General features: G+C 67.4%; 27 protein-coding genes and 4 pseudogenes. 23 read left to right on the plus strand and 8 right to left on the minus strand.

The window, feature by feature from the left end:
* Window positions 1–204 precede the first annotated feature (204 nt).
* The 5 genes from MFF61_RS14095 to MFF61_RS14115 form a co-directional block, all read right to left on the minus strand.
* Window positions 205–822, minus strand: coding sequence for an MgtC/SapB family protein (locus MFF61_RS14095; protein WP_425492767.1), 618 nt, complete (start codon window positions 820–822; stop codon window positions 205–207).
* Window positions 823–871: 49 nt separating this feature from the next.
* Entirely contained in the window at window positions 872–1,558 is a 687-nt protein-coding gene (locus tag MFF61_RS14100) for a ZIP family metal transporter (RefSeq protein WP_048447853.1), read from the minus strand.
* 70 nt (window positions 1,559–1,628) lie between these two features.
* Window positions 1,629–2,543 carry a cation diffusion facilitator family transporter gene (locus tag MFF61_RS14105; RefSeq protein ID WP_048447854.1) on the minus strand — a complete coding sequence of 305 codons (915 nt, stop codon included), beginning with the start codon at window positions 2,541–2,543 and terminating at the stop codon, window positions 1,629–1,631.
* A gap of 194 nt (window positions 2,544–2,737) precedes the next feature.
* A complete protein-coding gene (locus MFF61_RS14110; protein WP_048447855.1) occupies window positions 2,738–5,083 on the minus strand; it encodes a heavy metal translocating P-type ATPase in 2,346 nt (781 codons plus the stop codon).
* 65 nt (window positions 5,084–5,148) lie between these two features.
* The gene (locus MFF61_RS14115) at window positions 5,149–5,385 is read right to left on the minus strand and encodes a DUF2171 domain-containing protein (protein WP_048447856.1); all 237 of its coding nucleotides are present in this window, start codon (window positions 5,383–5,385) and stop codon (window positions 5,149–5,151) included.
* Window positions 5,386–5,740: 355 nt separating this feature from the next.
* Here MFF61_RS14115 and MFF61_RS14120 point away from each other — a divergent pair, with 355 nt between their 5' ends.
* From MFF61_RS14120 to MFF61_RS14130, 3 genes and pseudogenes are all read left to right on the plus strand, one after another.
* Window positions 5,741–6,274 carry a hypothetical protein gene (locus MFF61_RS14120; RefSeq protein WP_048447857.1) on the plus strand — a complete coding sequence of 178 codons (534 nt, stop codon included), beginning with the start codon at window positions 5,741–5,743 and terminating at the stop codon, window positions 6,272–6,274.
* A gap of 943 nt (window positions 6,275–7,217) precedes the next feature.
* Window positions 7,218–7,571, plus strand: a complete 354-nt coding sequence (locus tag MFF61_RS14125) for a hypothetical protein (RefSeq protein WP_157080869.1) — start codon at window positions 7,218–7,220, stop codon at window positions 7,569–7,571.
* Window positions 7,562–7,735 (plus strand): annotated as a pseudogene (locus MFF61_RS14130) (histidine kinase); the annotation flags it as partial. The gene MFF61_RS14125 and the pseudogene MFF61_RS14130, both read left to right, overlap by 10 nt.
* Before the next feature lie 336 nt (window positions 7,736–8,071).
* Here the strand turns inward: MFF61_RS14130 and MFF61_RS14135 are convergent.
* Window positions 8,072–8,305, minus strand: a pseudogene (locus MFF61_RS14135) (transposase domain-containing protein); the annotation flags it as partial.
* Between the two features lie 306 nt (window positions 8,306–8,611).
* Here MFF61_RS14135 and MFF61_RS14140 point away from each other — a divergent pair.
* The 3 genes and pseudogenes from MFF61_RS14140 (at window position 8,612) to MFF61_RS14150 (ending at window position 10,297) form a co-directional block, all read left to right on the plus strand.
* On the plus strand, window positions 8,612–8,791 hold the full coding sequence (locus MFF61_RS14140) for a hypothetical protein (RefSeq protein WP_048447860.1): 180 nt from the start codon (window positions 8,612–8,614) through the stop codon (window positions 8,789–8,791).
* Window positions 8,778–8,975, plus strand: a pseudogene (locus tag MFF61_RS14145) (recombinase family protein); the annotation flags it as partial. The gene MFF61_RS14140 and the pseudogene MFF61_RS14145, both read left to right, overlap by 14 nt.
* 167 nt (window positions 8,976–9,142) lie before the next feature.
* Window positions 9,143–10,297, plus strand: coding sequence for an IS110 family RNA-guided transposase (locus MFF61_RS14150; protein ID WP_048447862.1), 1,155 nt, complete (start codon window positions 9,143–9,145; stop codon window positions 10,295–10,297).
* Between the two features lie 437 nt (window positions 10,298–10,734).
* Here the strand turns inward: MFF61_RS14150 and MFF61_RS14155 are convergent, their stop codons facing one another.
* Window positions 10,735–12,579: a site-specific integrase gene (locus MFF61_RS14155; protein ID WP_083469530.1), complete on the minus strand. Its 1,845-nt coding sequence runs from the start codon at window positions 12,577–12,579 to the stop codon at window positions 10,735–10,737.
* A gap of 12 nt (window positions 12,580–12,591) precedes the next feature.
* Window positions 12,592–12,789, minus strand: a pseudogene (locus MFF61_RS34045) (DUF6538 domain-containing protein); the annotation flags it as partial.
* A 221-nt stretch (window positions 12,790–13,010) separates the two neighbouring features.
* Between MFF61_RS34045 and MFF61_RS14160 the strand changes: the two are divergent.
* The 17 genes from MFF61_RS14160 to MFF61_RS14240 all read left to right on the plus strand — a co-directional run bounded on the left by MFF61_RS14160 (window position 13,011) and on the right by MFF61_RS14240 (window position 24,143).
* Window positions 13,011–14,795, plus strand: coding sequence for a site-specific integrase (locus MFF61_RS14160; RefSeq protein ID WP_238235704.1), 1,785 nt, complete (start codon window positions 13,011–13,013; stop codon window positions 14,793–14,795).
* A gap of 154 nt (window positions 14,796–14,949) precedes the next feature.
* Window positions 14,950–16,185: a phage portal protein gene (locus MFF61_RS14165; RefSeq protein ID WP_238235705.1), complete on the plus strand. Its 1,236-nt coding sequence runs from the start codon at window positions 14,950–14,952 to the stop codon at window positions 16,183–16,185.
* Window positions 16,178–16,552: a gene transfer agent family protein gene (locus MFF61_RS14170; protein ID WP_238235706.1), complete on the plus strand. Its 375-nt coding sequence runs from the start codon at window positions 16,178–16,180 to the stop codon at window positions 16,550–16,552. The genes MFF61_RS14165 and MFF61_RS14170 overlap by 8 nt, the downstream gene beginning before the upstream one ends.
* Window positions 16,549–16,731: a hypothetical protein gene (locus MFF61_RS14175; protein ID WP_238235707.1), complete on the plus strand. Its 183-nt coding sequence runs from the start codon at window positions 16,549–16,551 to the stop codon at window positions 16,729–16,731. Before MFF61_RS14170 ends, MFF61_RS14175 begins: the two co-directional genes overlap by 4 nt.
* On the plus strand, window positions 16,731–17,237 hold the full coding sequence (locus tag MFF61_RS14180) for an HK97 family phage prohead protease (protein WP_238235708.1): 507 nt from the start codon (window positions 16,731–16,733) through the stop codon (window positions 17,235–17,237). Before MFF61_RS14175 ends, MFF61_RS14180 begins: the two co-directional genes overlap by 1 nt.
* A 22-nt stretch (window positions 17,238–17,259) precedes the next feature.
* Window positions 17,260–18,408, plus strand: coding sequence for a phage major capsid protein (locus MFF61_RS14185; RefSeq protein ID WP_238235709.1), 1,149 nt, complete (start codon window positions 17,260–17,262; stop codon window positions 18,406–18,408).
* Between the two features lie 121 nt (window positions 18,409–18,529).
* The gene (locus tag MFF61_RS14190) at window positions 18,530–18,922 is read left to right on the plus strand and encodes a phage tail tube protein (RefSeq protein ID WP_238235710.1); all 393 of its coding nucleotides are present in this window, start codon (window positions 18,530–18,532) and stop codon (window positions 18,920–18,922) included.
* A 49-nt stretch (window positions 18,923–18,971) separates the two neighbouring features.
* Complete coding sequence (locus tag MFF61_RS14195) at window positions 18,972–19,511, plus strand: hypothetical protein (RefSeq protein ID WP_238235711.1); 540 nt, start codon at window positions 18,972–18,974, stop codon at window positions 19,509–19,511.
* A 71-nt stretch (window positions 19,512–19,582) separates the two neighbouring features.
* The gene (locus MFF61_RS14200; RefSeq protein ID WP_306423395.1) at window positions 19,583–19,840 is read left to right on the plus strand and encodes an HNH endonuclease; all 258 of its coding nucleotides are present in this window, start codon (window positions 19,583–19,585) and stop codon (window positions 19,838–19,840) included.
* Window positions 19,837–20,187 (plus strand): phage tail protein, encoded by a 351-nt coding sequence (locus MFF61_RS14205; protein ID WP_238235713.1) that lies wholly within the window; start codon window positions 19,837–19,839, stop codon window positions 20,185–20,187. The genes MFF61_RS14200 and MFF61_RS14205 overlap by 4 nt, the downstream gene beginning before the upstream one ends.
* The gene (locus tag MFF61_RS14210) at window positions 20,184–20,639 is read left to right on the plus strand and encodes a hypothetical protein (protein ID WP_238235714.1); all 456 of its coding nucleotides are present in this window, start codon (window positions 20,184–20,186) and stop codon (window positions 20,637–20,639) included. The genes MFF61_RS14205 and MFF61_RS14210 overlap by 4 nt, the downstream gene beginning before the upstream one ends.
* A 105-nt stretch (window positions 20,640–20,744) precedes the next feature.
* Window positions 20,745–21,026 (plus strand): head-tail connector protein, encoded by a 282-nt coding sequence (locus tag MFF61_RS14215; RefSeq protein WP_238235715.1) that lies wholly within the window; start codon window positions 20,745–20,747, stop codon window positions 21,024–21,026.
* Window positions 21,026–21,442 carry a DUF3168 domain-containing protein gene (locus MFF61_RS14220; RefSeq protein ID WP_238235716.1) on the plus strand — a complete coding sequence of 139 codons (417 nt, stop codon included), beginning with the start codon at window positions 21,026–21,028 and terminating at the stop codon, window positions 21,440–21,442. Before MFF61_RS14215 ends, MFF61_RS14220 begins: the two co-directional genes overlap by 1 nt.
* Window positions 21,439–21,753 (plus strand): head-tail adaptor protein, encoded by a 315-nt coding sequence (locus MFF61_RS14225; protein WP_238235717.1) that lies wholly within the window; start codon window positions 21,439–21,441, stop codon window positions 21,751–21,753. The genes MFF61_RS14220 and MFF61_RS14225 overlap by 4 nt, the downstream gene beginning before the upstream one ends.
* Window positions 21,754–21,806: 53 nt before the next feature.
* Window positions 21,807–22,151 (plus strand): phage terminase small subunit P27 family, encoded by a 345-nt coding sequence (locus tag MFF61_RS14230; protein WP_238235718.1) that lies wholly within the window; start codon window positions 21,807–21,809, stop codon window positions 22,149–22,151.
* Entirely contained in the window at window positions 22,123–23,751 is a 1,629-nt protein-coding gene (locus MFF61_RS14235) for a terminase large subunit (protein ID WP_238235719.1), read from the plus strand. Before MFF61_RS14230 ends, MFF61_RS14235 begins: the two co-directional genes overlap by 29 nt.
* Window positions 23,748–24,143, plus strand: a complete 396-nt coding sequence (locus tag MFF61_RS14240; RefSeq protein WP_238235720.1) for an HK97-gp10 family putative phage morphogenesis protein — start codon at window positions 23,748–23,750, stop codon at window positions 24,141–24,143. The genes MFF61_RS14235 and MFF61_RS14240 overlap by 4 nt, the downstream gene beginning before the upstream one ends.
* The last annotated feature ends 2 nt before the right edge of the window (window positions 24,144–24,145 follow it).

The raw sequence follows: 24,145 nt of genomic DNA on the forward strand, positions 1-24,145 counted from the left end.
GCGGCAGTTTCAGAGGTGATGATGGAGAAAGCGAACACGAAGGCCACCAGGCACGCCACGGCAGCGCGCAGCAGGCGCGCCGAGTCGCTCATCCAAGGGTACCGCAGGCTCGTCATCGCAGCCCTGATCTACGATCGACCGCAAGCAAGCACAAGGTATGCACCCCTCTGGCCGGAATGAGACACTTCGTCGCCTGAGACTGCTTCAAGCGTCCCTGCCGGGAAATGACGGATTGGCTGCCCCTTTCCGGTCCGGCACGGCGCCCGACGAACGCGCGGCCGTATCGGTTTTCGGCTCCTCTGGATCGGTTTCGGATCCTCTACCGTTGGCATCGCCCCCACCGTGGTGGGCGGCCTGCTTCAGCGGCACGAGGTAGCGCAGCGTCAGATAGGTGACGAGGCTCAGGATGGCGGCGATGTCATAGAGGCCGTAGCCCACCGCCGCCCCGAGTGCGCCCGTGGCCCACAGGCTGGCGGCGGTCGCGGTGCCGGAGGCACGCCCGGCATGCTTCAGGATCGCACCGCCGCCGATGAAGCCAACGCCCGTGATCACGCCTTCCAGGATGCGGGCCTGTCCCGTCGAGTCCGCCCCGAGCACGCGGATCGCGACCAGCACGAAGCCGCAGGCGGCAACCGCGACGAGGGGAAAGGTGCGGATGCCGGCCGAGCGCTCCTCCTGCTCGCGGTCCCACCCGATCGGCGCCGCGAGCGCGTAGGCGATCGCGAGATCGACGAGATGGGATGCCACCTCCCAGAGGCTGAAGGCCGTGAACTTCATCGACGTGACGGTTCTTTCTCGATAGCGTTGCGCGGTGCGCCCCACGGGCAAAGGTAGCTTTCAGCATGATCGCCGATGCGCGAGCCGGCACGACTCAGGTGGCGATCTCCTCGATCACCAGCATGCCGAGGAAGCCTATGAAGAACATCGCGGTAGTCCAGGGTTGCTCGGGTACGGCATGCGCCTCCACGAGCAGCTCTTCGGTGACGAGATAGAGCAGCGCGACGAGCGCGAAGGCGAAGAAGCCGGCGAGATAGGGTCCGGGCAGCGCACCGATCGGCGTGCCCAGAAGTGCGCCCATCGGCAGCAGGAGCGCGAGACCGGCCACGGTACCGACCACACGTCCCGCGGATCCGCTCGTTTGTTTCAGCTTGGAGGCGACCGCGATCCCGAGAAACAGCACCTCGAGCGTGAGTGCGCCCGTCAGCAACAGGCCCTGCTTCGCCCCGGCCGCGAAGCCGATGCCGAGGACCAGGCCGTCGATCAGGATGTCGATCCCGACCGTCGCGATGAGCCCGGTCGACCCCTTCGCCTTCTCTCCCAGGCGCTTGACCAGGAGCATCAGGGCGACACCGAGGGCTCCGCCGACGATCACCGCGATCGGGGATTGCTGATGCTTGAGGTCGGGCAGGATCTCGCCCGCGACCGCGGCGAACAGGACGCCCGCGGCGAGATGCTGGACGGCGCTGGTGACCGCCGGGCCAGGCTGACGCACGGCGGCGACGGCGGCCCCTAGTACCGTCGCGAGGGCTGGGATGAGCGTGTAGGCCCAAGCTGACATCGAAGTTCCGTATTCCTGGATTGCGACGGGGACACACCATCGGCGGCGGAGGCCGAGCGGCTCAGGTCCCTCAGATGCGCAGAGCCTTTTCCTCGGTTCGAAGCGCCGCATCCTCAATCTGGATCGTGACGTGATCGACCTTGAACTCGTCCGCCAGGATCTGCCGTGCGTGGCGCAGCACGCGGGCGGCGTCACCCGCCCCAGGCACCACCAAGTGCCCGCTCATCGCGTCGAGACCCGAGGTGATGGTCCAGACGTGCAGGTCGTGCACGCCGGCCACGCCTGGGATCTCGGCCAAGCGGCGCTCCAGCAGCACGACGTCAACCTGGGGCGGGGTGCCCTCCAGCAGGATATGGGTGACCTGGCTGAGCAGACTCCAGGTGCGCGGCACGATAAACAGGCCGATGCCGGCTCCCACGATCGGGTCGGCCAGCCGCCAGCCCGTGACCATCACGATCACCGCCGCCACGATCACCCCGAGCGAGCCGAGCATGTCGGAGAGCACCTCGAAGTAGGCGCCCTTGACGTTCAGGCTCTCCGACGAGCCGCCGGACAGGAGGCGCATGCTGATCAGGTTGACCACCAGGCCGACGGTCGCCACCGCCAGCATCGGGCCGCCGATGACCTCGGGCGGGTCGACGAAGCGGCGGTAGGCCTCGTAGAGGATGTAGATTGTGAGGACGAGGAGCACGACGGCGTTGGCCAGCGCCGAGAGCACCTCCGCGCGCAGGTAGCCGTAGGTCCGCTGCGGCGTCGCGGGCCGCTCGCCGAAGCGGATCGCCAGGAGTGCCAGCGCAAGACCTCCTGCGTCGGTGAGCATGTGGGCGGCATCGGCCAGGAGCGCGAGGCTGCCGGTCAGCAAGCCGCCGACCACCTCGGCGGCCATGTAGGTCAGGGTCAGCCCGAGCGCCCAGACCAAGCGCCCGCGGTGCCGCCCCGCGGCCGAGCCGCCGAGGGTTGCTCCATGATCATGCCCTGCACCCATTCCGGTTCCTCTTTCCTGAGCGGACGATCACAGCGTCCCGGTGACGCGGGCGGCGGAGCAAAAAGATGCGTCGACACCCTGACGATCACGGCCTGATGGCTCGCCGCGGCGCCGGCATTCCTCGGGGCAGCGAACCGGCCCAACCGCCGCTCCTCCAGCGATGAGCCCGGACTGCGGGGCAGGGACGCACGCGCTCACGCCGCGGGCTCGAGAGCCTCGCTCGGCTGCGCCGTGTCGCCCCCGCCCTGCGTGCCGCCGGAACCGAAGAACCCGAGCAGGCGCAGCGCGTTCGCGGTGACGATCACGGTGGCCCCCGTATCGGCCAGGATGGCGATCCACAAGCCCGTCAGCCCGAGCACGCTCGTGACCAGGAACACCGCCTTGAGCCCCAGCGCGACGGCGATGTTCTGGCGGATGTTGGCCATGGCGGCCCGCGCCAAGCGGATCATCTCCACGACGTCGTAGGTGTGGCTCCTCAGGAGCGCGCCGTCGGCGGTCTCCAGGGCCACGTCGGTGCCCGAACCCATGGCGATACCCACGCTCGCCGCCGCCAGTGCAGGTGCATCGTTGATACCGTCGCCCACCATCATGACCCGGCCCCCCACCCCGAGCGCCCGGATCACCGCGACCTTGTCATCGGGCATCTGCTCGGCGCGGAACTCCAGACCGAGCGCGCTCGCGATCGCCGCACCGGTGCGCGCGTTGTCGCCTGTGAGCATGATCGGACGGATGCCGAGATCCTGTAGGGCTGCAAGAGCCGACTTCGCGTCGAGACGCGGCTCGTCGCGCAGGGCGATCAGCCCCACCAAACGGCCGCCCACCACGAGCGCCGTGACGGTTTTGCCCTCCGCTTCAAGCGCGGCGCTCCGCTCGCTCGCCCCGGCCGGCCAGGTCGTACCGCCTTCGGCAAAGCGCGGAGCACCGAGAAAGATCTCCTGCCCGCCGAGCGAGCCGGTCACGCCCTGACCCGGAACGGCCCTGACCCCGTCGGCGGGCTGGATCCGGCAGCCCGTCGTCCTGGCCCACTCCACGATCGCGACGGCGAGCGGATGGTTCGATCCGGTCTCGACGGCCGCAGCCAGCCGCAGCACCTCAGCCTCGCTACCGGAATAGACCGCGACGTCCGTCACCCGCGGCGCTCCTTCGGTCAGCGTGCCTGTCTTGTCGAAGGCGATGACCTGCGTATTCGCCGCCGCCTCGATCACGGCGCCCCCCTTCATCAGCAAGCCGCGGCGCGCGCCGGCCGACAGGGCCGATGCGATCGAGGCCGGCACCGAGATCACGAGCGCGCACGGGCAGCCGATCAGCAGGAGCGCGAGCCCGCGATAGACCCAGGTCGACCAAGCCCCCCCGAACAGGAGCGGCGGCACCAGAACGACGAGGAGGGCGAGGCCGACGATGAGCGGCATGTACCAGCGCGAGAAGCGGTCGATGAAGCGCTCCGTCGGCGCGCGCGCCTCCTGCGCCTCCTCGACGAGGCGGATGATGCGCGCGATCGTGTTATCCTCGGCGGCCTTGGCGACGCGCACCCGGAGTGCCGCCTCGCGGTTGATCGAGCCCGCGAAGACGCCGTCCCCCGCCCCTTTGGTGCTCGGGAAGGATTCCCCCGTCACAGGAGACTCATCGATGCCGGACGTGCCGGAGAGGATGACGCCGTCGGCCGGGATGCGATCGCCCGGTCGCACCAGCACTGTCTGGCCGATCGTGAGCGAGGCGGCCGGCACGTCTCGGGCGATGCCGTTCTCCTCGACCAACGCTGTTTTCGGGACGAGTTCGCCGAGCGCCCGGATGCCGGCGCGGGCTCGGTCGGCCGCCACGCCCTCCAGCACCTCGCCGACCGCGAACAGGAACACGACGAGGGCGCCTTCCTCCGCGGCGCCGATGAACAGGGCGCCGGCAGCGGCGATCGACATCAGCATCTCGATCGTGAACGGCATGCCGGCGCGCGCGGCCGCGATGGCGCGCTGGGCGACCGGCGTGACCCCGACCAGCGTCGCGCCCACGAATGCCCAGAAGGCCAGCGCGGGAACGCTGAGCTTGATCGTCCAAGCCAGGGCGAGCATGGCGCCGGTGAACAGGACCAGACGGCCCTTGCTGGCCTGCCACCAAGGCCTGTCAGCGCTCTCGCCATGTGCGTGCCCTTGCTTTGCGAGAACGCCGTCATGCTGGTCTGCCGCCGTCAGGGGTGCCTGCTCGTCCTGGTCACAGCCCGGCTCACCACAGCCGTGTGCTGCGTTCGCATCGCGGCGGCCGAGCAGCTCGTGCTCGGGACCGGAAGTGAGGGATGGCGGCAATTTGCGCGTGAGCGTGTAGCCGAGGCCGGCCACGCGTTTCTCGACGGTCCTTGAGGAGATCTGGGTCTGATCGATCGTGGCGGTCAGGGTCTCGGTGATCGTCGAAGCCCTGACGTCGCTGACGCCCGGCAACTTGGCCAACGCCGTTTGGATCTTGCCGACGCAGCTGGCGCAATCCATCCCCTCGACCTTCCAGGTGAAGGTCGAACCGTTCTCGCGCGCGGCGTCCGCACTGTGTCCCGTCATGAGATCCTCCTGCTCCCCGGCAGCCTAGAACCTTTAGCCGCTAGAGGAGCAAGGAGCGGTCGGTCTCAGCCTTGGCTCTGCCACTGCGTCATGACCTCTTGGCTCGACCTGCTGAGGTGCACATGCGCGTCGACGCGCTCGACCCAGGCGAGCGGGATGAGGTGATGCGCGCCGTGCGCGGCCGGATCGTTCCGGGTCAGCTTGATCTGATCGGATCCCTGCATGTGGTCGACGGTGCCGACATGGTGCCCATCGGACGCCTTGACCTCCATGTGCTCTTTGATCTGGCTTGCATCGATCATGACGTATCTCCTCGACCTGAGACGGCTGACACATGGTATGAGGGGAGACGCTCGACGAGCGCCTCGCGCGCTAGGCGGCCATCTTCCGGCAGCTCTCGGCGCAAGTCCGATACCGTTCGAGGCCGATGAGAACACCGTCTCGCCCTGGAACCGGGGATAGCGACGAGAGAACCAGCGCTGCAAGGAATGGTTGCGCACAGTCGTGCTCGAGCCCAACATCGATGATCTCGGAGTATTCCCGCGGGGGGTCTCGTGCTCGGTCCGGAAGAGCCGCTCGAGATCGCAATCCATGATTCAGTCGCGCGCCAGCGACGACGTGCGGGGACGTCGCGGATCAACGGAGGGAGAGACGACGATGAGACGCAGCGCCCTGTCGACCCTGCTTTGGCTCGGCTGCCTGCACGGAGCCCATGCTCAGGAAGCCCCATTTGGCCTGTCCTGGGGACCCGTCGACACGGTGCCGAAGCCCTCGATGGTCGACCGCGAAGCGAACATCACGGCGCTGACCTACTTCCACGACCGTCCGCTGGCCGCGGGCATCGATACGGACGAGGTCATCCTGGAAGTCTGCCGGGACGAGGGCCTGCAGCAGGTCATCTGGCTCAGCCGTCCGCTCTCGGAGGCCGAACTGCCGTCGCGCTACGAGGCCATCTACCGGGAGGGCGTGCGGCGGTACGGTCAGCCGCAAACCGAGCCGGGTGCCGAGACTGTGTCGTGGCCGTCTGGACGCGCGCTCCTGGCCGTCAGGAAGGCTGTTCCCGGCGAGCGGCGCTTGACCATGCTGGCCAGGGGCGACCACTACGAGGCGTGCTCGGTCGCCCACCAGGCGGCCACAGGCCACCCGGCCTCCCGGCACGCGTCGGACCTAATCCTCGGGCAGACCCCGTGAAGCAGGTCGCGATCATCCGCACCGGGCCTACGATGGCGGCCGATCCACAAACCGCCGAGATAATCGGGCTCGGTGCGACGCCATATGCGGCCTTGATCGGACAATCGCCGCCTTGGTGCCCGGACATGACGATGCGGCCTGAGCCCGGGGCTTCATGAGCGGTGCGCCGCAGTGGGCTTCGTCAGCGGACGACGATCGGCCGACCTGCGGGCCCCGTCCTCCTTTCGAGAGCAAGCCGGTTCCCGCAAACCTGTCCCGCCGGGATCATCCCGGACGGGACGACATGGACGCCACGCACGCCCTCCAGCGCAGGCTTCGAGGCCGGGGGGTGGCGCCCGTACCGGTCGCCCCGCGCCAGCTGTGCTGCGCAGCCGAGAAGCTCACAAGTGGCATCGAACCGTCATCGGCCGTCGATAAAACAGGCGCACCCGGAGATTGCCGCCTGTTTCGGCGGTGACGCGCCCCTGACCGAACCCGCGGCATTCGGGGAACGATCGATCGCGCGCACGACCACGATGCGTTTCGAATGTCGCCCCATTCGCCCGCACGCGGGTTCGCAGTCGTGATTACGGCCGATGGGAAGAGCGGCATGGCTGCCGTCGCTGCGAGCAACCCACACGCTATGCCGCTTGAATTCTGGAAGTTCGGCCTCTCCCCGTCCCGCTCCATAGGCGTGGCGAGGGGCGTGAGGGCGGTGTCTACCTCGGTGGTACGCGTGGCTATCTCATCGGCCGGGGTCGTCAGCTCAACCCGAACCCGGCGGCGGGCTTGCACGAAGCCGCTCGTCCATGGTTAGCAGCGCGGCCAAGTTTGGGCGGATGCCGCATCGTGTCCTGGTCACCGCATCGCTAGTCCGGGTTCGGTTCACGCATGTGGAGGCGGCACGATGAGCCGGTGGAGACAGGCCGCAGGACGCCTCCGCGCAGGTGCAGGGGTTGCGACGTTGCTCGCTGGCGTGTCCACCGGCGCCCACGGGGCCAATCTCGCCACGCCGACGCCACACGACGCGACGCACCTGCCCTCCTTCGGTGCCTGGGCGGGCGGCTATATCGGATGGCAGGGCAGCGCCGGTGACGCCTTCGGCAGCTTCGGCTTCGGTTCCGGCATGATCGGCCGCCGTTCGGTGCCGGAATTCCGCACCGGGGATGCCACGGGCCGCAACGATGCCGGGCGCGATGCGACCACCGCGCTCGGCGGCCTGTTCGGCGGGTATGCTTGGCAGAGCGGCCCGTTCGTGTATGGCCTTGAAGCCGACGTTGACGCCTCGAACCTGGAGCGGCCCGTGTCCAGGTGCTGATCGCCCAGCAGGGCTACCTCTCGGCCCTGGTCACTTCGGCGGGCGCGCGCGCCACCCAGTACGCCGACACCGCCGCCCTGTTCGTGGCGCTCGGCGGCGGCTGGTGGAACCGGGCCGACGTGGCCCCGCCCCCGCCCGAGAAGGACCCGCTCAAGTTCCTGTGAAGGGGCTCTCCCGCGGGACCGGCCAGCCGTCCGCCTCGGGGTCCGCCCGAGCCCAAATCGCACGCCGACGGTCGGGCAGGGCATCCACGCGACTGAGCCGACGCGGCTCAGATCCCCTCGCCAGCTCATGCTGGGCGGTTCTGTCCATGAACGCCGGGCCCGGTGTCGGCCTCGGGAGGTCGGTCATGTGATGGCTCACGAACGGTCGCGGGCGTGGCGCGTCGGTGCCGAGCCCAAGGTCCGGCCCATGGGATTCCGTCAGGGGCATGGATTGGATCCCCGGCCCCGGACGTTTCCTTCCGATCCAGGAGGGTAACGATGGTAAGCGTCAGGCTTTCACACGTTTGCTGCCGGTTTGACGGCGGTCGACCAGTTCCAAGGCAGGAGTACGTCGAGATCTCGGGCCGGATGACCGCTGCTCATCCGGGTCAACACGTCGGTGAGGTAGGCATAGAGCTCGACGCCGTTGAGCTTGGCCGTCTCGATCAAAGAAGCGATGACGGCCCACCGCGCTCCGCCGCCATCTGAACCGGCGAACAGGTAGTTCTTGCGCCCGACCGCCATCACCCGTTCATTCTGCCCATGTCGGGCAGGAAGCGGAGGTTCGTTATCGCGGGCACCCCCATTCCGGCCGGAAGGTGCTGGTGCGCCGGGTCGAGCAGCGGACGTACGGCCCGATTCTCCTGGTGCAAGCGCCTTCCGGCGTTGTGATCGTCATGGCCGGATGGATGTTCGACCCGGTTCACTGCGCCGGCATGACGTCCGGGTCTCCGCGCGTCGATGTCACGGCGCTGATCGAGCTGGCGCGGCTGTTGAGTGGGGCAGACAGCCCCGCAAAGTTCCGGAGCGATGTCGGCATCGTTCCGGAGGCACAGGATGGAACCTTTCAAGCGGCCGGCCGCGGTGCCGGATCGGCAGATCAGCTTCCTCTTCGAACAGGACGGGCTGGAGGGCCTGAGCGCTCAGGAACGCGACACGGTCGTCGCAATGCTGGCGCAGATCCTCATGCAGGCCGGCGGCCTCGGCGTCGAGGAGCTTGACGATGACGAGCGCTGAGCTGCTCCCGCCAGCCATCCTGAAGCGAACGGCGGTCGTCTATGTGCGGCAGTCGACGCAATCCCAGGTCATGACCAATCTCGAGAGCAAACGGCGCCAGTACAATCTGGTCGATGTCGCCCGCCAGCGCGGCTTTGTCGACGTCGAGGTCATCGACGATGATCTCGGCCGGTCGGCGAGCGGACTTTAGCAACATCACCGCGCCGACGCGCCCGAACAAAGCCCCGCTTCCGTTTGCCAGCGCCCTGGGCCTACGCGCTCTGCCACGCCGCATGAATGGCCAAAGATACCATGCAGGGAGCTGGAGATTGGATCACTCTCCGGTTCTCTGACCTTGGACCGGAGTTGGCCATGCTTGATCGTGAACAGATCCAGACAAACCTGCCTGAGGTTGCTGTGTTCGTCACGCTGGAACTCAGCAAGTCGGCATGGCTCCTGGCCGCCCAGGCCGTCCCGAGCGGGAAGACCTCTGCACACCGGGTGAGCGGCGGCGACGTGGAGGGCCTGCTCGCCTTGCTGCGCCGCCTGCAGGCTCGCGAACAGCGCAGCTCCGGCCGAGAGGTCGCGATCATCCTCGGCTACGAGGCCGGATACGACGGCTTCTGGCTGCAGCGCCGCCTCGCGGCCGAGGCAATCACCTGCTTCGTCATGGATCCCGGCAGCCTCCAGGTCGACCGCCGCGCGCGACGGGCCAAGACCGACCGGCTCGACGCGGCCATGCTGCTCCGGGCCCTGATGGCGTGGTGCCGCGGCGATCACGCCGCCTGCCGCATGGTGCAGGTGCCCTCGGTCGAGCGCGAGGATGCGCGGCGCACTCATCGCGAGCGCCAGCGCCTGATCGCGGAGCGGGTGCAGCACGTCAACCGGATCAAGGGCCTGCTCGCCACCCAGGGCGTCTACACGTTCCAGCCGCTGCGACGCGACCGTTGGGAGCGGTTGAAGGAGGTGCGCACCGGCGACGGGCGCGACCTGCCTCAGCGCCTGCGCGGCGAGATCGAGCGCGAGTTCCGGCGGCTGGAACTCGTGCTCGAACAGGTTGCGGCCGCCGAGGCCGAGCGCGATGCCGCCGTGGCGGATCCGGCCGTCACGGACGCCGACGCCGAGAAGGTGGCGCGTCTGGCCCGGCTCGGTGGCATCGGCACCGAGCTGGCCACGGTGCTGGTGCGCGAGGCGCTGTACCAGCCGTTCGCCAACCGCAAGCAAATGACCGCCTATTCCGGGCTCACGCCGAACCCGTACGCCAGCGGCGACCGACAGCGCGACCAGGGCATCTCAAAGGCCGGGAACCCACTCCTGCGGAAGTCGATGGTCGAGCTGGCGTGGCTGTGGCTGCGCTATCAGCCGGGCAGCGGGCTCGCCCGCTGGTTCGTCGAGCGGTTCGGCACCGGACGCGGGCGCATCCGCAAGATCACCGCGGTGGCGCTGGCGCGCAAGCTGCTGGTCGCCCTGTGGCGCTATCTCGCCACCGGGCTGGTTCCAGAGGGCGCGCGCCTGAAAGCGGCCTGAGGATCAAGGTTCGTCCGCCGGGCCGGTCCACGGCATGTCGGACGAGTGGGGGCAGGCGTGTGACCGGAGCTCGACGGGGTTTGCTGCCGTCGCCAAAGATGGGTCCCGCCGCCTTCAGCCGGTTCGCCTCGCATGAGGCATCTTGGTCAGGAACGTTCTGTTCCGCCGGACACGAGTGGATCCGCGAGCCCGGCGCTCGCACGACATCCCGGCTCCCCCGCCCGTCCGAAACGTCGATCACCGACCCCCTTGCGGAAATGCCTCATACGAGAGTTTGGATGAAGGACCGGCCGCGCTGCGGGCACCTTCAAACGTAAGTGCCGGCGCTCCGTCTTGCAGCTCCCGCACAAACTGCATAACCTGTACGCGTGGACGCTCGTTAGAGCGCTGGCAGCAATAGCTTTTTTGGTTGCAGGTTCGAGTCCTGCCGGGCCCACTTATCCCCGAGAGATGGAGCGTCTGCGGGCTCTTGCGAATGGCGGCCGCTCTTTTGCGGAGACCCACGGGAGCAGCTGTATTGGCTTCTGCGCTAGATGGTTGGTGACCGCTGGAACCTTTTTCAGCTCCTCCAGCATCAATGCCAGAGCTGTCGGATCGCAATAACGCTCGTCTGTTTCACCGGACCCGGCGTGTCCAAGGATGTCGGCTCTGATTTCCGTGTGAACGCGGGCTTGCTTAAGATTGTTGCCGAGCGAATGTCTGAAGGAGTGGATGACCTTTTTACGTTCTGCTTCGTTTGAGATCGCTTTTCGAAGTCCGCTGCTAAATTCATCGTAGAGGCGATCGCCGAGCGGCGAGCTTGAGTTTGGCGATTTTAGATCCGGAAACACGAGTCCGTATCCGAGTGCGCGAACAGCTTTGACGTAGTCCAAAAACCCGAGGCGGAGCACCTCTGGGTGCAAAGCGACAAACCGAATAGATTGAACGTTCTTAAGACGACGCGTTTCGTTGAATCGAAAAGCAAGGTATGCAATCCCGCTTGCCTCCTCCACGTCGTCGACATGAAGTCCTGCAATTTCCTCTCGTCTCGCGCCTGTATAATAGAGTAAAATAATTGCGAAGTACAAAGCGCGATGGAATACCTGATCGCCGGTGGTAAACGGATCGCGCCACGAACGACAGCCTGTGAAGCAGGGCAGTCGGAAGATCGCCGCAACATCGTCGTTGCTAAGAGATGGTCGCCGGTTACGTGCCCTGTCCCGCTTGCGGGCGCGAAGGAGCGCGAGATCGATGCTCGCATCAATCGCGAGGCCCTGCGCTTTGAGAAATGTTACAAGCTGTCCGAGGAAAGTCAGGTGACGGTTGATGGTATCCCCGACGATGCCTCGTTTGTTGGTTGGAAGCTTGGCGCCAATCTCACGCAGTTCGGCAGTGCTGCGTTCGGCATCACGAGGGCTCTTACCATACGACGGCGAGACGGACCGCAAAAGATCAACTAATTCGGCAAAATGGCTCTGCCGAAGATCAGTCACACGGATGAGGCCGTTCTCGACGAGTAGCTTGGCGAACAGGGCAAAAATCTGACGCGCCTGGTGCTGTGTTTTTGCATCCCAGGTTTCGTCACGAGCGCGCCCGGCGATCATCGCCTCCCCGAACGCTATGATTGGATGCATCCCCTTCTGATGAGGCTCTTGGTCCGTCGTATCCAGCGCGAGGTCCGGGCTTGCTGACACGATTGCAACGCCTGTCGGCATTTGAGGGACGGCATCAGCGTTTGATTGCGAACGAGCTGTACTCACGGTTGCCGTCGAGCCTGTGGCCTCCGGCGGCACCTGCGCTTCCCTCAGCAGGATCGCGTCGCGCAGTGTGACCTCTTCGATCCGAAGACCATCGTAGCGGCGCTCAGTTGCAAAGGCCGCCGCGGACATACCGCGGAAGGCAATCTCCTGAGCTAGAGACAAGTTAGTCATGGTCGGTGCGACCGCTTGGTTTGCGAGCAGCCCTTCCAGCCGAGCGCGAGGCATCAGGTGGCCGTTCTGGCGCACCATCGCGGCCAGCGTCGCCCGTGCTTCCTCAATGTCGAGGTCATTCAGCCCGTCGCGACGCATCTCATCAGCCAACGGAGTATCAATGGTCGCTGCCGCGCCGCGCGCTCCAAGGATACGCAGGATCCATCCCATACGCCGATCGGCACGCCGGCTCGCCTCAGGATCGAAGTCCGGTTCTGCACGTTCTGCCGCAGCGATCCGGTCGAGTTTTTCGAGGTGGGCCAATAGGCTTTCGCGAAAGATGCCGTCGAGCTGGCGGCGGCTCATGATGAGATCGGGTTCGGGCTCGCTCATGGCGCGATGAAAAAGCTGATCGGAATGAGCCGTGAGCTGGCTCGCGAGGAAGCGTGCCCTGGCTGGGTCGCGCGTGCCTAGGCTTACCACGAGCTGCCTGGAACGGCAGAATCGGATCAGCGGCAGCGGGATCCGGCGGCGCCAGGAATAGCTCCCACCGCGCCTGTAAGCATGAGCGATAGCCGGCACCGGACACCTCGTGTGAGACACGCATGTGCAACACCGATGTGTGCCGACGCCTCCCGCTTCAGCGGGAAATCGTTCGAATTCAGAGACTTACGGGGGAATTTGGCTGGGGCGCCAGGATTCCCAGCATACCTCCGTCAAGCCCTTGTTCCACAAGCAAACCGCTGTTTTCGTTGACATTTCTGGGCTGACTGTTACGACTGACTGTTACGGCGAGCCGTCCCGGTTGGCCCTCGGATCAGCCTATGTGCCTCGCCACCAACATCGCCCGCCGCGCCGGCTCAGCTTCCTACTATGCGCGCCTCAGCGTGCCGAAGGACCTTCAGGCCATCGTGGGTAAGAAGGAGGTGTGGAAGTCGCTCGGCACGAAGGATGCGCGGCAGGCGAGGGCGCTTGTGGCGCCCGTGCTTGCGAAGTGGCACGCCGAGTTCGAAGAACTGCGGCGGCGCCGGCAGGCGACCCCTGACGATGTGCGGGCCGCGACGTGGGAGCACTACAAGGCCGAGGTCGAGTTCCACCAGCAGCAGCGCCTGAGCCTGCCCACCAAGGCCGAGATCGACGGCGCGGTAGATCAGGCGCGCGCCGCCGTGGCGAGCGGGCAAGGTCGCGAAGGCCCCATCGACCTCCTCAACGTCGTGGGCGATGCCCTTGTGTTGAAGGGGCAATCGGAATGGCAGCGGGAGCAGCGCACGGTCCGCAAGGCAACGATCGAGAAGCACCTCGCCGAGGGAGAGACGGCGCTGGTGGAGGGCTGGGCGCTCGACGTGATCAGGCGCGAGGGATGGGCGATGGAGCCCGGCTCTCCGGCATTCCGCGATCTATGCCAACGCCTACAACGAGCCGAACTGGAAGCGCTCCGGCGAGCCGAGGAGCACGACCGTGGCGACTTCACCGGCAAGCCCAATGACCCGGCAGTAAAGGCGCCCGCGCCCAACCTGCATGTCATCGCCGCGCCGGGCGAGGGCGTGATGGAGCTGTTCGAGACCTTCGCGAGCGAGAACCCGAAGAAGGTGAAGCCGGACACGATCCGGATGAACCGAGAGATCGTCGGCTGGTTCGCGCAGCACGTCGGCCCGACCTTCCCGGCCTTCAAGATCGACAAGAAGGCCGTCCGCGAGTGGAAACAGGCGCTCGCCAAGTTCCCGATCAAGGCAGCCGAGGTGCGAGATTTCCGCGGCCTGACTTTCAAGAAGATCATCGCGGCCAATGAGCACGCGAAACGTCAAGTTTTGTCGGAAACCACCATAAACAAATACCTATCAGCCCTCGGCGCATTCTGCCAATGGCTGATGCAGAACGGCATCATTGATTCAAACCCGGTCGACGGGATGCACCTAGGCAAGGACCGCCGGTCGAAGGTCCGACCCTACACGCCCGAGGAGCTGACTCGCATCTTCGCGTCACCCCTGTTCACCGGCTGCCTGTCGGAGGCAGAGGAGCACCGGCCCGGCAACGTGCGTCTCGCCGATCACCGCTACTGGTTGCCGCTCCTGTCGCTGTTCACGGGCGCGCGCATGAACGAGCTCGCGCAACTCCTCGTGGCGGACGTGCGCCAGGAACGCGGTCGCTGGATCTTACACGTGACCCGCGAGGGCGATGAGACGAAAACGGTCAAGACCAAGGGATCACAGCGCGTGATTCCCGTGCATCCTGAGCTCGAGCGCCTCGGCTTCCTCGACTACCACACGCAGCGGAGCGCTGCGGGCGACCGCCGCCTCTTCCCCGAGATCAAGCCGGACGCTCGCGGCCACCTCTCCGGACACTTCTCGCGATTCTGGGGCCGCTACGTGGCGCGGATCGGTGTGAAGGACGACGCGGCAGTCAACTTCCACTCGTTCCGGCACGGCATGGCGGACGCGCTGCGCCGCGCCGGCTTTCGCGACGAGGAGTTCGGCTTCCTCCTCGGCCACACCCAAGCGACGACGACCGGGCGTTACGGCATCCTGGCTGAGGGCGACCTCACGCAGCGCTGCAAGATGATCGATGCAGTCGAGTTCCCCGGCCTGGACCTGAAGCATCTTCACCGTTGAGGATGTTCGGCCTATCGCAAATGCCATTGTTTGACGTAATGGCCTTTTTTCTTTGTGATGATCAGCGCCGTGCTATAATGTAGGCGTTGATGATCTAGCTGACGGTTCGTCGCCGATCAATCAACATTGATTGATCACCCATGCGTCGGACTTCATGACCCCCACCATCACCGCCAGCTTCGGTTCGTTCGAGACGAAGGCCGCGCCTGCCGCGTCCGGCGTCGCTGGGCCGGAGCCGTGGCTCCTCGAGATGTGGGGCGCCGTCCCGGCCCTCGCCGGTCCCGCCGTCACGCCCGCCTCGGCGATGTCGTGCATGCCCGTGAAGGCGGCCGTGGAGCTGATCGCTGGTGCGCTCGGCACGGTCCCGGCCGGCATCTTCCGATCCGAGGGCGGCGGGAAGACCCTCGACGCCTCGCACCCTGCGCACCCGCTCGTGGCGCTCGACGCCTGCCCGTGGATGACCGCCGGCAAGATGCGGGAGCAACTCACCACCGATGCCTTGCTCACCGGCAACGGCGTCGCCCGCGCGAACGTCGTGGAGGACCGCGTCGTGGAGCTGAACCCGCTCCGGCCCGGCCAGGTGGACATCGAGTTCGACCCGATCACCACCGAGCCCCACTACCGCGTCCAGTGGATCGGCGGATCCGAGGTGCTCCGCCACGACCAGGTGATGCACGTCAGCGCCCCGTGCAGCCTCAACGGCGTCTCCGGCACCGCCCCGATCGTCCACGCCCGGCAGGCCATCAGCCTCGCCTTGGCGCTCGAGGCCCACGCCGCGCGCCTCTTCGCCCGTGGCGGCCGTCCCTCTGGTCTTCTCCGGCTCGACCAGCACGCCACGTCGGACACGATCAAGCAGATCGGCGCAACCTGGTCGGCGCTCAACGCGGGCGACCAGTCCGGCAAGACGGCCGTGCTGCCCAAGGGCGTGCTGTTCGAGCAGCTCGGGCTCAGCTCCGTGGACGCGCAGTTCATGGAGCTGCGGACGTTCGCGATCCACGAGATCGCGCGGGCCTTCAACGTGCCGCCGACGCTCCTCGCCGAGCTGTCGAAGTCGACCCTCAACAACTCCGAGGTGCTCGGCCGGCAGTTCGTCCAGTTCACCCTCTTGCCGTGGGTGCAGGCGTTCCAGGACGCCTACCGGCGGCTCCTGATCCCGGTGCAGGATCGGCAGACCTACTCCGTCATCTTCGACCTCGACGACCTCCTCCGGGCCGACAGCACCGCCCGTGCCGCGCTCATCACGGCCCTGCGCTCGACCGGCTCGGCTACGGCGAACGACGTGCGCGCCCTTCAGGGCCTGCCGTCCCGGCCCGACGGCGACCGGCTCGAGAACCCCTACACTACCAGCAACGCGGCCCCCGCCGCCAACCCGGCACCCTCCGATGATTGATACCAGCGTCACCGCCTTCGTCGGCGACCGCGAGCGCCCGCTCGCGCTCACGCCGCCCCTGATCCTGGAACTCGAGCGCACCACCGGTGCCGGCATCGGTGCCCTGGTGCGCCGGGTGCTGCCGGGCGACTTCCACATGAAGGACACCGCCGAGGTGGTGCGCCTGGCGCTCATCGGTGGTGGCGCCGAGCCGGCCGAGGCCGCGGCCCTCGTCGAGACCTACGTGACCGCTCGCCCGCTGCACGTTGGGCACGAGCTGGCGACGCTGATCCTGATGGCCCTGTGGTCCGGCAAGCCCGCACCCGCACCGCAGGCTGATCCCGACGCCGCGGCTGTCCTGGCCGCCCTGGCGGGAGGTGCAGCGTGACCCGCGAGGAGCAGTTCGAGCGCGCCCTTGATCAGCAGGCGCGCCAGCACCGCATCGCCGCCCGCCAGGCACACATCCGCTTCCTGATGAGCAGCGGCGTGCCCCTCGACCGGATCACGGCCCTCAACACGGTCTTCGACGACCTGAACGGCCAGCGGTATCGCCGGGAGGCCGCGTGATGTTCGAGCGCCTCGAGTTCAAGGGTGCCGTCACGGTCGACGACACCGGCACCATCACCGGCCTGGCCTGGCCATTCGGATCGCCCGACCGTGTCGGCGACGTCATCACCAAGGGCGCCTTCGGCAGCATCCGGCTCCCGGTGCCGATGTTGTTCGGCCACGACCCGAACGACCCGGTCGGCACCTGGAACGAGGCCGTCGAGACCGAGGCCGGGCTCGAGGTGAAGGGCCGCCTCCTCGTGGGGGAACTCGCCCGTGCCGATGAGGTGCGCGCCCTGGTGCGCTCCGGTGCGGTGGGTGGCCTGTCCATCGGCTTCTCGACCAAGGCCGCCACGCCCCGGCAGGGCGCTCGTGGCCGCACCATCACGGCCCTCGACCTCGTCGAGATCAGCCTCGTGACCGTCCCTTCCCATCCTGGCGCCCGTGTTCGGTCCGCCAAGTCCGGCGCGGCAGCAATCCAGCTCGCCGAAGCCATCCACCGCGCCGCCCTGGCGCTCAGCAAGTAGAGAGAAAGAAGACCCCATGTGCATGAACGCCGGCACCCTCGAGGGCGCCCCGATCGAATTGAAGGACGCCGAGGTTGATCCGGCGGAGATCGTCACCAAGGCTCTCGCCGACCTGGAAAAGAACGTCGGCGACCGCCTCGCCGCGCTCGAGACCAAGACGGCCGACACCGCCCGCCTCGACCGCATCGAAGCGGCCCTGAACCGCCGTGGCGCCGCCCCGGAGACCAAGGCTGCGGACCTTGGCCGTAAGGCGTTCGGCGACTTCCTGCGCCGTGGCGTGGAGCGCATGAGCGCCGAGGAGATCAAGGCGCTCACCGTCGCCACCGACACGGCGGGCGGCTTCCTGGCCCCCACCGAGTTCGGCGCCGAGATGCTGAAGCGCATCGTCGAGTTCTCGCCGGTCCGCCAGTATGCGCGCGTCATCACGATCGGGGCCCCGCAGATCCGCTACCCCCGCCGCGTCAACAGCGCGACCGCGACCTGGGTCTCCGAGACCGGCGACCGCACCGGCTCCGAGCCGTCCTTCGAGCAGGTGAGCCTCACCCCCTACGAGCTCGCCACCTACGTCGACGTGTCGACGGCGCTCCTCGAGGACAACGTCTACAACCTCGAGGGCGAGCTCGCGATCGAGTTCGCGGAGCAGTTCGGCAAGGCCGAGGGCGCTGCCTTCGTCGCCGGCTCGGGTGTCGGCCAGCCGAAGGGCCTCTTCACGGCCGCAGGCATCGCCGAGGTGAAGACCGGCGCGGCAGCCAACTTCCCGGCCAGCAACCCGGCCGACGTGCTCATCGGCATGTTCCACTCGCTGCCGAACGTGCATGCGCAGAACGGCGCGTGGCTGATGAACCGGAAGACCCTGGGCGCCATCCGCCAGTGGAAGGACGGCCAGGGCCGCTACCTGGTCATCGATCCGATTTCCGAGAGCGCGGCCACCACGCTCCTCGGTCGTCCGATCGTCGAGTGCATCGACGCTCCCGACATCGCCGCCAACGCCTTCCCGATCATGTTCGGCGACCTGTCCGGCTACCGGATCGTCGATCGGGTGAGCCTCTCGACCCTGCGCGACCCCTACACCCTCGCGACCAAGGGGCAGGTCCGCATTCACGCCCGTCGCCGCGTCGGCGCCGACGTCACGCACCCCGACCGCTTCGTGAAGCTGAAGGTCGCTGCGTAATCGCCAGCAACAACGGCCGTGGCACTAGCCACGGCCCCAACTCTCGAAAGGTTACGCAGTGAGCTACACTCCCGCATTCAATTCTGTCTTCTTCATCGGCACGCAGAAGCCCGCTTCTGTCGTGACCGACTACACGTCCGATACCTGGCAGCAGGTGACGGGCATCAAGTCCGTGGGCGAGATCGGCGATAAGGTCACCGAGATCAAGTTCGAGACCCTGGACTCGCCGCGCCCCCACAAGATGAAGGGCACGCGCGACGCCGGCTCGTTCGAGCTGACCGCCGGCTTCCTCGCCAACGATCCTGGCCAGGTCGCGATGCGCGCGGCGGCAGCATCCAACGACAGCACCCCGTTCAACTTCCGGGTGGCGCTGAAGGACGGATCGATCCGCTACTTCAGCGGCCTCGTGATGTCGGCCGAGGGCGTCACCGGCAGCGACGCCAACGCGGTGCAGATGGAGAAATACACCATCAGCATCACGGGCGCCCCGCTGATCGTCCTGGCGGCGGCCTGATCCGATGCGGCTCGCGGACGACATCGTGCTTTCGATCGGAGGCGCCAGCGTGCGCCTCCGGCCGACGCTGCGCGCCGCGATCCGGCTCGAGCGCCGGCACGGGCTCCTCGAGCTCCTCAAGATGGTGGCCGAGGGCAACCTCACCGCCATCAGCGACCTGATCCGGGAGACGGCATTCGAGGGCGATCGAAACCTCCTCGATGTGTCGGTAGGCGGCCTTGCTCGCATCCTGGAACTCGTGACGCCGGCCCTCCTCGACCTGGTGCTCGGACTCCTCGGCGCCGACCCGGATGCCGCGGCGAAGCCGGCCAAGGCCGACGCTGCGCCGGTCCACATCGGCGAGGCCCTGGCCAAGCTCTACGGCTTCGCCACTGGGTGGTGCGGTTACTCGCCGGCCGTCGCCCTGGACAGCACCCCCGCCGAGATCCTGGCCGCCTACGGGGCGAAGCTCGACTTCCTCAAGGCGATACACGGCGCCGCGGACGCGCCCGCCGACGATGCGCCCGAGGCTTCCCTCGACGACCAGTTCGCCGTCACGATGGCGCGTCTCGGCGGTCGCGTGGTCAAGCCCGAGGAGCTCGCCGGCTGATGCCCGCCGCCCCGCCCCGCATCTGTGGCTGCGGCCGTCGTGTCCCTGCCGGTGTGCGCTGCGCCTGCCAGGTGCGCCGCGATCGCGAGCACGACGCCCGCCGGCCCTCGGCCGTGGCGCGCGGCTACGGCAGCAAGTGGCGCGAGGCCCGCGCCGGCTTCCTGGCCAAGCACCCGACGTGCTGCCGGTGCGGCAAGCCTGCGACCGTCGTTCACCACACCACCCCGCATCGGGGCGACCGCGCCCTTTTCTGGAACCGCGCCTTGTGGGCGCCGGTCTGCCAGCCCTGCCACGACGGCCCCTGCCAGGCCGAGGAGAAGCGCCCGTGATCCCGACGTTCTATCCGCCGGTCGCGCCCTCGCCCGGCACGACGCAGAAGCCGGAGCTCGCGATCCTTCGTGCTGATTTCGGAGATGGCTATTCGTTGGCTGTCCCCAACGGCCTCAACCACATCCGGAAGACCCTGTCGCTGAAGTGGGACGTGCTCACCGCCAATCAGGTCAAGAGCATCGCCGACTTCCTTGAGGCACGCGGCGGCGTCGAGCCGTTCTACTACACGCCTCCTCGCACCACCACGCCCGTCAAGTGGACCTGCGATGATTGGACCGAGACCATGAACGCGGCTGGCGTCTCGTCTTTCACCGCCACCTTCAAGCAAAACTTCTCCGTGTCATGATCACGCTCGACGGCATCTCGCAGCCCATCAGCGAGTGGGCGCTCGACTACGGCATTCCGACCAAGCTCATCCGGTCCCGTCTCAAGCGCGGGTGGAGCGAGGAGCGCGCCGTCACTGAGCCAATGGTGGTCTGGCGCGGCGAGAAGCTACCGGCCGACGCCATGCTCGACGACGAACCCGAAGCACCCAAGGTGCGCCCGCCGGCTCCCCGACCTGTCCCGGCACCGATCACGCTCACGCCGGCACACCTGGCTCTCGCACGTCGCACTGCCCGTCGCCATCGGCATTCCGCCAAGCTGATCACCTTCCGCGGTGTGAGCCTGACCTGCGCGCAGTGGGCTTCATGCCTGGGGATCAGCCCGCAGGCCATGCACGTCCGGCTCAAGACGAAACCCCTACCCGAAGCGCTCACGCCGCCCCCGACATGGCGCATCAAAGGATCGCCGGCATGACCCCCGGGGGCGGTCGAATATTTCGCAACATAGCCAAAGACCGGTCCTGCTCCTCCCCTCGCACAACTCCGAAATTGGACTTTTTTCCTGGAACGAGATGAACCGATGTCCTCCGTCACCCGTGAGTCCCTGAAGGCTCACCTCAACGTCACTTCCGACCTCGACGATGCCTACCTCGACGAACTGATTGAGGTGGCGGAGACGTGGGTCGCCGGCTTCACGGGCGGCATGCGCAGCAACATGGAGCCGCCGCTCCGGCAGGCTGTCCGGATGCTGGCCGCGCACCTCTACGAGAACCGCGAGGCGTCGCTTGTGGGCGTGACCGCGACCGAGCTGCCGATCGGCGTGATGGACCTGCTCATGCCGTTCAGGTGCTGGGCATTCTGATGCGCGCCTCGCCCTCCCTCACGGTGCAGAAGGCCATCCGGAGCCGCCTGGCGGCCGACGCTGGTGTTGTGGCCCTGGTGCCCGCCGCGGCCATCGCCGACCGCCACGGGCTGCCTGCGTCGTTCCCTTCGATCGTTCTCGGCGAGGATCAGGAGATCCCCGCGAACCTCGACCTCGCCCGGCGCGGGACGATCGTCGCCTCGACGCTCCACATCTGGACCCGCGAGGCCGGGACCGCCGGCGCCAAGGCCATCGTGAACGCGGTCCGTCGGGCGCTCGACGTAGACCTGGTGCTCGACAGCCTCGACCTCGTCGACCAGCGCGTGACCGGTGCCCGGTTCCTGCGCGATCCGGACGGGAAGACCGCGCACGGCATCCTGACGTTCTCGACGACGGTGATGGAGCCGCTGTCATGAGGGCGGGCCGCCTCGACCAGACCATCACCGTAGAGCGCCGCGTCGAGACGCTCGACGATGCCGGCACGCCCGTAGAGGCTTGGCACCCGGTCGCGACTGCCCGCGCGGACCTGATCCAGAACACCACCGAGGCGTTCCTCCGGGAGCCTGGGCAGACGGCCGAGGCGCGCGTCGTCTTCCGCGTGCGCTTCCTGCCGGACCTCGAGCTCACCGATCGGATCGTGCTCGACGGCGTGCCACACCGCCTGGTGGAGGTGAAGGAAGTGGTGCGCCGCCGCGTGCTCGACCTCCGGTGCTCGACGGTGCTGTGATGAAAGGACGGAAGCCCGCCACGCTGCCGGCCAGCGCATCAGCGGTCGTTGATGTGCCGCGCCCACCCGCGCTGCTCTCGACCGACGCCCGGCGGGAGTGGAAGCGGGCCGCCGCCGTCCTGGTGGAGCGCAAGATCCTCACGCCCGCGGACTACGAGACGTTGGCCTCCTACTGCATCGCGGTCGGGATGCGGAACGACGCCCTGCGCACCCTCGCGAAGGACGGCGCCACGTTCGTCACCCCGGCCGGCATGGTGAAGCGCCACCCGGCGGTCGGGAACCTGAACGACGCCATCGCTCTCGCCGCGCGCCTCGCCGCCGAGCTCGGTCTCACCCCCGTGTCCAGGGCCCGCGTGACGGCCAGCGACGATGACGCCGACCTATCCTTCCTGGATTGACGATGGGTCGGCGATCCCGGACCCGCTGGGCTACGGGGAGCGCGCCGTCACCTTCCTACGTAACCTGCGGCATCCTAAGTCGCGGGCGCCCGGCCGCGCGTTCCAGCTCGACCCGTGGATGGAGCGGATCGTCAGGGCAATATATTCTCCTCGTTATCTTGAAGATGATACTGATAATCAGATCAGTAAAGGAGATAGAATTATCACAAGCGTATTTCTGATGGTCCCAAGAGGCAACAGGAAGACGAGTCTTGGCGCGGCTCTAACCTTGTTGCACACCATCGGCCCGGAGCGCCGGCCCCTCGGCCAGGTGGTGTGCGCCGCCGCCGATCAGAAACAGGCCCGCATCGCCTTCGACGAGGCCGCCAGCATCCTGCGCCAGGACCGCCGGCTCACGCCGCTGGTGAAGATCGCAGACGCCCGGAACCGCGTCACGAACCGTAAGCACGGCACTTGGCTCGAGGCCCTGTCGGCGGACGGCGCGACGCAGCACGGCCGCACGCCCGACTTCTGCTTGATGGACGAGCTCCATAGCTGGCGGAACTCGTCCCTGTGGGAGGCCCTCCGCACCGGCCTCGCCAAGGTGCCGAACTCGCTCAACGTGATCATCACCACTGCCGGCCGCGGCTCGGCAGGCGTCGCCTTCGACCAATACGATTACGCCCGCCGCGTCGCCCTCGGCGAGATCGACGACCCGGGCCTGCTGCCGATCTTGTTCGAGGCACCCAAGGGGGCCGACTGGCGGGACGAGGCCGTGTGGCGCCAGGTGAACCCCGGCTTGCGCTTCGGCTACCCGGCGCTCTCCGGCCTCCGGCAGCTCGCCCGCGAGGCTGCGAACCGCCCGGCCGACCGCGCGTCGTTCAAGCAGCTCCACCTCAACATGTGGGCGGACGGCGCCGCGGACCCGTTCTGCGACCTCGAGACCTACGACAAGGGCTCGGCGCCGTTCACCGCCGAGGAGCTCGACGAGCTCCGGACCGAGCCGTGCTGGCTGGCGGTCGACCTCTCCTCGAACCGCGACCTCACGGTCATTGTGGCCGCCTGGCGCGACGGCGCCGAGGGCTACATCGTGCGCCCGTGGTTCTTCTGCCCGAAGGACAACCTTGAGGATCGCGAGCGCTACAGCGGCCAGCCCTATCGCCAGTGGGCGACGGACGGCCTGGTCACCGCCACCGAGGGCAACGTCGTCGACTTCCGGGCCGTCGAGATGAAGATCCGGGAGCTCTGCGACGAGTTCGACGTGCAGGAGATCGCGTTCGATCCGCACCTCGCCCGCAACATCCTGAACAACCTCCTCGAGGATGGGCTCCCGGCCGTCGAGATGCGCCAGGGCGCGATCACGATGATGCCGGCGATCAAAGAGCTCGACCGCGCCATCACGGGCGAGCGGCTCCGGCACGGTGGGCACCCGGTCCTGCGCTGGAACTTCGAGAACACCGAGGTGGAGACGAACAGCCTCGGCCATCTGGTGCGGCTCACGAAGAGCAAGCGCAAACTGCCAATCGACGGCACGGTGGCGACAGCAATGGCGGTCGCGAGAGCTTCGGCCGGTGAAACCAAATACCTGAAATACGATCCCATTATCTTGGAGGCCGCATGATCGGCGTAAGCATCAGCGGCCTAGCCGCCCTAACGCAGTCCCTCACCCTCGGCAGTCGCGTGCGCGAGGCCGCGCAGCGCGCCGTGGAGCACCAGGCCGAGGAGCTCGCCGACGCCATCCGCGAGGCCGCACCGGAGGACTCCGGCGACCTCCGGGACAGCGTCCGCACCGAGGCGGGCGAGGAGCCGCTCACCGTCATGGTGCTGGCGGGCGGCACACCCGAGACGACCAAGACCTCAGAGGCCGGCAGCTTCGACGTGGCGGTGATGACCGAATACGGCACCAGCAAAACCGAGCCGCAGCCGTTCTTCTATCCCACGGTTGAAGCCCGTCGTGATAAGATGAAGGCGAACATTGACGCGGCGATCAACCGCGAAATCACGGGAGATTGATC

It is taken from the genome of Methylobacterium isbiliense (assembly GCF_022179325.1).
GTDB classification, from domain to species: domain Bacteria; phylum Pseudomonadota; class Alphaproteobacteria; order Rhizobiales; family Beijerinckiaceae; genus Methylobacterium; species Methylobacterium isbiliense.